Below are 6,180 nucleotides of genomic sequence, written 5' to 3'. Positions count from 1 at the left end.
CGACCCGGTGCGCGGTCCCCCCTCACACACGGGACCCCCCGGTCGGGGTCGGCCGGAAGCCGGTGAACAGCAGCCCGGGCCGGCGCAGTTGCAGCGCCGCGACCATCGCACCGACATCGAAGGCGCCTTCCAGGGCCGCGCAGGCCAGGGAGTCGGCGACGGCGCGCGGGCCACCTCCGGACAGACGTGCACGGGCTCGCAGCCCAAGGGCGAGCGCCGCCGTCACCGGTATCAGCGCACCGCTCCTCCCCCGTGTCGCCGGAGCGGCGGCCAGCGCCGCCACGGTCACCGCCGTCAGGACGACGGCCGGGTTGCAGCGAGGCGTGCGCCGGTCGGGGTGGACCGTGGTGAGCCACTGCTCCGATCTGCCGTACCCGTAGAGCCTGCGCCAGACACTGCGCAGTGATTCGGAGCTGAGCCGGTCGTGCACGACCTCGGCGCCCGGCTCGGCCCGCAGGGTGAAGCCCTGTCCGGTGAGACGGATCCCCAGGTCGACGTCCTCGCCCGCGACGACGGTCAGGGATTCCTCGACGAAACCCCCCACCGCGTCGAAGGCCGTCCGGCGGAGCAGCAGGTTGGACGTGGTCGCCCACTCCAGCTCGCCGCCGGTCGCCGGCTTCTCCAGATCGCCGTGGAGCAGGTGGGAGCGGCGCATGATCCGGAACACGGCTGTGGGGCTCTCCTCCACGACCGTCGGACCGGCGAGCCCGTCGGTGTCGTCCGCCGCGCGGATGGCGGTGACGTGTCTGCGCAGCAGATCGGGTGAGGCGCGGCAGTCGGAGTCGATGAACAGGAGGAGATCGTGGGTGGCGTGCCGTGCCCCGAGGTTGCGTTTGGCTCCGACGTGCCGGGGGCCGCGGAGGTAACGGGCGCCGTGCCGTGCGCAGTGGTCACGGTGGCGTGCGGCGTCCTCGGGGCCGGAGTCGTCCACGACGACGATCTCGACGGGCTCGGGGCAGCGTTCGGCCGCCGCACGTACGCTGGCCAGCATCCGCTCGGTCACCGCCACCCGGCCGCGGGTCGGCACCACCACCGAGACGCCCCGGGACACCACCAGTTCCTGTGTCATGCCGGCCGCCCGGCGGCAATGTACAGCGTGATCTTCTTGACGGCGTCCGCCATGTCGAACATGTCCTCCTCGGTCCCCAGGAAGGCGCTGTGGTGCAGCAGGACGGCGTGGTGCGACAGGTACTCGGCACCGTCGAACCTCCGTCCCGCGTTCCATTGGGTGAAACGTTCCGCCAGGGGCGCCAGCGTCGGCTTGGCCCAGGGGGCCAGCAGATGACTGCGGGACAGCGGCGGCCGCGGCGGGTAGGCGCGCATGCCCGTCTCCGCGGTCAGGGCGGTGGCCACCCAGACGTTGGTCCCGTCCTGCGGCAAGGGGTCGAAGACCAGCGGAACTTCGTACAGGGAGAGCCGGTCCTGCGCGGGACGGCGGGTGAGCAGCCGGACCCCGGGCACATCGGCCAGCAACCGGCCCAGGGTCGCGTAGTTCCGGTTGCGGATCGTGTGCTGCTCGTCGAGGACGTCGAGTTGCGCGCACAGCAGGGCCGCCCCGAACTCGCTCAGGCAGAAGTTCGCCCCCATGGTGGTGGCGCTCTCCCTCAGCGGCAGTTCGCCGCGCACCGGATCCTCGCGGTAGCGCCGTGAGTCCGCGCGCAGTTCCTCGAGCAGTCCGGCCCGTTCCGCGTCGTCGGTCACCACGGCCCCGCCCTCGCCGCAGGTGAGCACCTTGGAGTGCTGCATGCTGAAGCACCCGGCAACGCCCAGCGATCCGGCGGGCCTCCCCTGCCATCGGGCGCCGTGCGCCTGGGCGGCGTCCTCGATGACCGCCGCGCCCAGCGGCGACGCGGCGGCGCTGATGGCCGGGACGTCCGCCATGTTGCACGCCCAGTGCACCGCGATCACGGCGCCCAGCTCCGACTCCCCCGCCAGCGCGGACGGATCGAGACATCCCGTGGCCGGGTCGACGTCGGCCAGAACCGGCACGAGTCCCGCCCGCAGGACCGCTGTGGCACTCGCGGCCCAGGTGAGCGCCGGCACCAGGACCGGATCCGCGTACCGCAGGCCCAGCGACTCGAGGGCGATCACCAGGGCGCTCGATCCGTGATCGGTCGGCACGCAGTGTTCCGTTCCCACGTAGTCGGCGAACTTCCGCGCGAACCGGCGCTCCTGGAGCTCCTCCCGGTAGGGACTCGTGAGGGCCCAGCTACCGCTGTGCAGGACGGCGTCGAGTGCGGCGGACGCACCGGGCGCCGCCACGGGCCAGACGGGCCACGGGCACCGCTCGTCGCGCACCGGACGCCCGCCGTGGACGGCCAGCGTCGGACTCGGCGCCCTCACAGCCGCTCCAGGCCCGGAGCCCGCACCTCGCGGCCGATCCGCCGTGCCTCCGCGAGGATCTCCAGGTTCCATCGCGGCCACAGGCCGGCCAGTCTCGACGTCAGCACCACCACGTCCACGGAGTGGTCCGGGAGCGGGGTGCGCAGGCCGATGGCGTGGCACGCGGTCCCGTCCCCTGATGCCGGGAAGGCGGCATCGAAGTCGAACAGCTTCGCTCCGCGCAGGGTGTCGGGAACCGCACCGCCACAGCCGATGACGGCCACCCGGTCCTCACCGCCGAGATCGCTCACGGCCGAGGCGATCTCCTCCTGGCCCCGCATACCCCGTGCCTCGGCGGTCCATCTGAGCAGCGACCGGTAGTCGTCCTCCCAGGGCCAGTACAGGTCGCTGTTGATGAGGGACCAGCCGATCTCCGTCACCGGTTCCCGGTGTTTGGCGAGCAACTGCCCTATGTTGTGGCGGTTGCCCTGCGCGTTGGAGTCCCCGTCGCGGTCGTGAGGCGTCTCAATGGCCCACCCCTCGCGACTGGCCACGAACCGGACGCCGTGCCGGAAGAGGCGGAGGCCCAGCTCCATGTCCTCGACGCCCCATTGCCGGAAGTCCTCGTCGAACCCGTCGACGGCCCAGTAGTCGTCGGCGCGCACCGAGCAGTTCGTCGCCCACAGAAGGATCCAGGGGACGGCCAGCTCCCCGAGGTCCCAGCCGCAGCGCAGGAACGCGCCGTGCCGGATGTCCCAGAACGACGGGTCGTGTGCGTAGACCCCCAACAGCCGATCCGGCAGCAGTCTGCCGCTCATCTGTGCCAGGCCTGCCGTGGGGTCCTCGGGACGATAGGCGTAGGCGTACCCCACCACGGCCCGGTGCTCGGACTCGTCGGCGTGCAGCGCGAGGTGGTGTCGCAGATGGCCGGGGCCGACCACGGCGCCGGTGTCGAGGAAGGCCAGGATGCGCCCCGCGGCCAACCGCGCTCCTGCGTTCCGGGCCGCGGCGACCCGGAAACCCTTGTCCTCCTGGAAGACGTATCCGATGTCCAGCCGCTGGGCGAAGGAGGCGACGACCTTCTCGGTCTCGTCCGTCGATCCGTCGTCGACGACTATGACCTCGAATTCGGAACGCTCCAGATCCTGCCGAGCCAATCCTCGTAATGTCTCCATGAGCAGAGACGCGCGATTGAAAGTGGGAACAATGACGGAAATCTTCTTGCCTGCATCAACCATGCGCTGATTCACCTTGCGAGTCGCTGATGTCGATTGACTTAGTGAAAGGCAGCTTTGGGCGGTGACTGCGGCGAACGACCCGATCTTGTCGAAGCGCTTCGACGCATGATGGTGGCAGCACGGCCGATCCCGTGTCAACCAGTCGGTTACCCTCTCCACACCCCGCTTTCGCGCATACCGTCGATATCTCACGGACGGGAAAACCGGCGAAACTTTTCGAAGCGCTTGCATTCTTACGGGAAGTCGCAGGTGGATGACGCAGACCGGGCCCGGTCGCCGAAAGCGGATCGCGCTCACCGGACCGTATCGACGTATTGACCCGAAGCATTCTTGACGCGACTGACGCACGGATGCCCGCACAGCGCGGTGCGGTAGTGGCGCGGGAGGGAAATCGGGAGGAATCCTGTGGGCGATGCAGGCCGAACAAGGGGGTCGCGGGGGCGATTTTCGGCCTCCCACAACGGCACCGGCGAGGAACGATCGCACCGTCATGGTGGAGGAACGCACACCTGCGGCTAAAACTATGGTGTCCCACCACATGTGCGCTTGACCTGGGCCTTTCTACGTTGTGCCGACACGTAGACGTCCCATCCCACATCTGGAAGTGGTCACCATGGCTTCATCGGCAGCCGCGCCCCCGACGCCGAACAGCTTGAAGAAGATCGTCGCCGCGAGCCTGATCGGCACCACCATCGAGTGGTACGACTTCTTCCTCTACGGCTCGGCCGCCGCGCTGGTGTTCAACACCCTGTTCTTCCCGGACGAGGACCCGCTGGTGGGCACGCTGCTGGCGTTCCTCACCTACGCGGTCGGCTTCCTGGCCCGCCCGTTGGGTGCCCTGGTGTTCGGTCACTACGGAGACCGGCTGGGCCGCAAGAAGCTGCTGGTGATCAGTCTGCTGATGATGGGTGGCGCGACCTTCGCCATCGGCCTGCTGCCGACCCATGCCACCATCGGCAGTCTGGCCCCCGTCCTGCTGACGGTGCTGCGTCTGGTGCAGGGCTTCGCCCTCGGCGGCGAGTGGGGCGGCGCGGTGCTGCTGGTGTCGGAGCACGGCGATGCGAAGCGGCGTGGTTTCTGGGCCTCGTGGCCGCAGACCGGCGCCCCGGCCGGTCAGCTGCTGGCCACCGGCGTGCTGGCGCTGCTGACCGCCACGCTCTCGGAGAGCGCCTTCACCTCGTGGGGCTGGCGCATACCGTTCCTGCTCTCCGGCCTGCTGGTGGTCGTCGGCCTGTGGATCCGCCTGTCGGTGGACGAGTCGCCCGTCTTCAAGCAGGCGCTGGCCGCCGCCGAGGCCCGCAAGGCCGAGGGCGCCGCCGAGAAGCTTCCGCTGGTCGCCGTCTTCCGCCACCACTGGAAGGACATCCTGATCGCGATGGGCGCGCGGATGGCGGAGAACATCTCCTTCTACGTGATCACCGCGTTCATCCTGGTGTACGCCGTCGAGGCGGCCGAGATGTCCAAGCAGACCGCGCTGAACGCGGTGCTGGTCGGCTCCGCGATCCACTTCTGCGCGGTGCCGGCCTGGGGCGCGCTCTCCGACCGCTGGGGCCGGCGCCCGGTCTACATGCTCGGCGCGGCCGGCATCGGCCTGTGGGTGTTCCCGTTCTTCTGGCTGATCGACAGGGGCGGCTTCCTCTCCCTGCTGACCGCGGTGACGGTGGGCCTGGTCCTGCACGGCGCCATGTACGCCCCGCAGGCCGCGTTCTTCTCCGAGCTGTTCTCGACCCGGGTGCGCTACTCCGGCGCCTCCATCGGCGCCCAGTTCGCCTCGGTGGCCGCGGGCGCTCCGGCGCCGCTGATCGCGACCGCGCTGCTCTCCAGCTACGGCACCTCGACCCCGATCTCCCTGTACGTGATCGCCGCGGCGGTCGTCACGCTGATCGCGGTGGCCGTGGCCAAGGAGACCCGCGACCGGGACCTGAACGACATCGAGGGCTCCAGCACCCCCACGGGTACCCCGGCCGGCGCGGCCAGGAGCGAGCAGGCGGTGTGATCCCCGGCCGGGGACGGCACCGGCCGCCCCGGCCCGCACGTGTGAAGGCTCCGTACACCAGGGTGTACGGAGCCTTCGACGCGTCGGAGCGGGTCCAGGAGCCGGGCACGGCGCCGGTCAGCCGCGCGAGGGCGAGGTCAGGCGCTGGAGGCGCAGCGCGAGCTGGATCTCCAGGGCCCGGTCGGGCCGCTGCCAGTCCTCGCCGAGCAGGCGGCCCACCCGCTCCAGCCGCTGCGCCACCGTGTTGACGTGGACGTGGAGCTCGTCCTTGGTGCGGGCGGGGCTCATCCCGCAGGCGAAGTAGGCGTCGAGCGTGCGCACCAGGTCGGTGCCGCGCCGCTCGTCGTAGTCGACGACCTCGCCGATCGTGCGGCCGACGAAGCCGGAGATGTCCCGGTCCCCCGCGAGGAGCAGGCCGACGAAACCGAAGTCCTCGGCCGCCGCGCCGTCACCCGTCCGCCCGAGGAGCCGGAGGGCGTCCAGGCAGCGGCGGGCCTCCTGGTAGGCGACGGCCACCTGGTCGGGTCCCGACGACAGCACCTCCTGCGGCGCGGACGCTCCGACGGTGACCGCGTCGTGCACGGCGGTGCCGAGCCTGCGCGCGACGTCGCGGGCCAGGTCGGT

General features: G+C 70.6%; 5 protein-coding genes. 1 reads left to right on the top strand and 4 read right to left on the bottom strand.

All coding sequences use genetic code 11. From position 1 onward, the window contains the following. Nucleotides 1–22 precede the first annotated feature (22 nt). Genes HW445_RS15590 through HW445_RS15580 form a run of 3 tightly spaced genes read right to left on the bottom strand, consistent with a single transcriptional unit; the run spans nt 23 to nt 3,560 of the window. The gene (locus tag HW445_RS15590; protein ID WP_180221624.1) at nt 23–1,069 is read right to left on the bottom strand and encodes a glycosyltransferase family 2 protein; all 1,047 of its coding nucleotides are present in this window, start codon (nt 1,067–1,069) and stop codon (nt 23–25) included. Then, nucleotides 1,066–2,343, bottom strand: a complete 1,278-nt coding sequence (locus HW445_RS15585) for a DegT/DnrJ/EryC1/StrS family aminotransferase (RefSeq protein WP_308799214.1) — start codon at nt 2,341–2,343, stop codon at nt 1,066–1,068. The genes HW445_RS15590 and HW445_RS15585 overlap by 4 nt, the downstream gene beginning before the upstream one ends. Further along, the gene (locus HW445_RS15580) at nt 2,340–3,560 is read right to left on the bottom strand and encodes a glycosyltransferase family 2 protein (protein WP_180221622.1); all 1,221 of its coding nucleotides are present in this window, start codon (nt 3,558–3,560) and stop codon (nt 2,340–2,342) included. The genes HW445_RS15585 and HW445_RS15580 overlap by 4 nt, the downstream gene beginning before the upstream one ends. A 613-nt stretch (nt 3,561–4,173) precedes the next feature. On the opposite strand from HW445_RS15580, the gene HW445_RS15575 reads away from it, so the two are divergent. Next, a complete protein-coding gene (locus tag HW445_RS15575) occupies nt 4,174–5,556 on the top strand; it encodes an MFS transporter (protein ID WP_180221621.1) in 1,383 nt (460 codons plus the stop codon). Between the two features lie 117 nt (nt 5,557–5,673). On the opposite strand, the gene HW445_RS15570 is transcribed toward HW445_RS15575, so the two are convergent. Next, nucleotides 5,674–6,180 (bottom strand): CdaR family transcriptional regulator (locus tag HW445_RS15570; protein ID WP_180221620.1); only part of this gene is annotated, 507 nt, incomplete at its 5' end.

This window comes from Streptomyces sp. UH6 (genome assembly GCF_013421635.1).
Taxonomy (GTDB): domain Bacteria; phylum Actinomycetota; class Actinomycetes; order Streptomycetales; family Streptomycetaceae; genus Streptomyces; species Streptomyces abyssomicinicus.
Note: the sequence above shows the minus strand (reverse complement) of the source record. Positions and strands in the feature narration are given on the sequence as shown.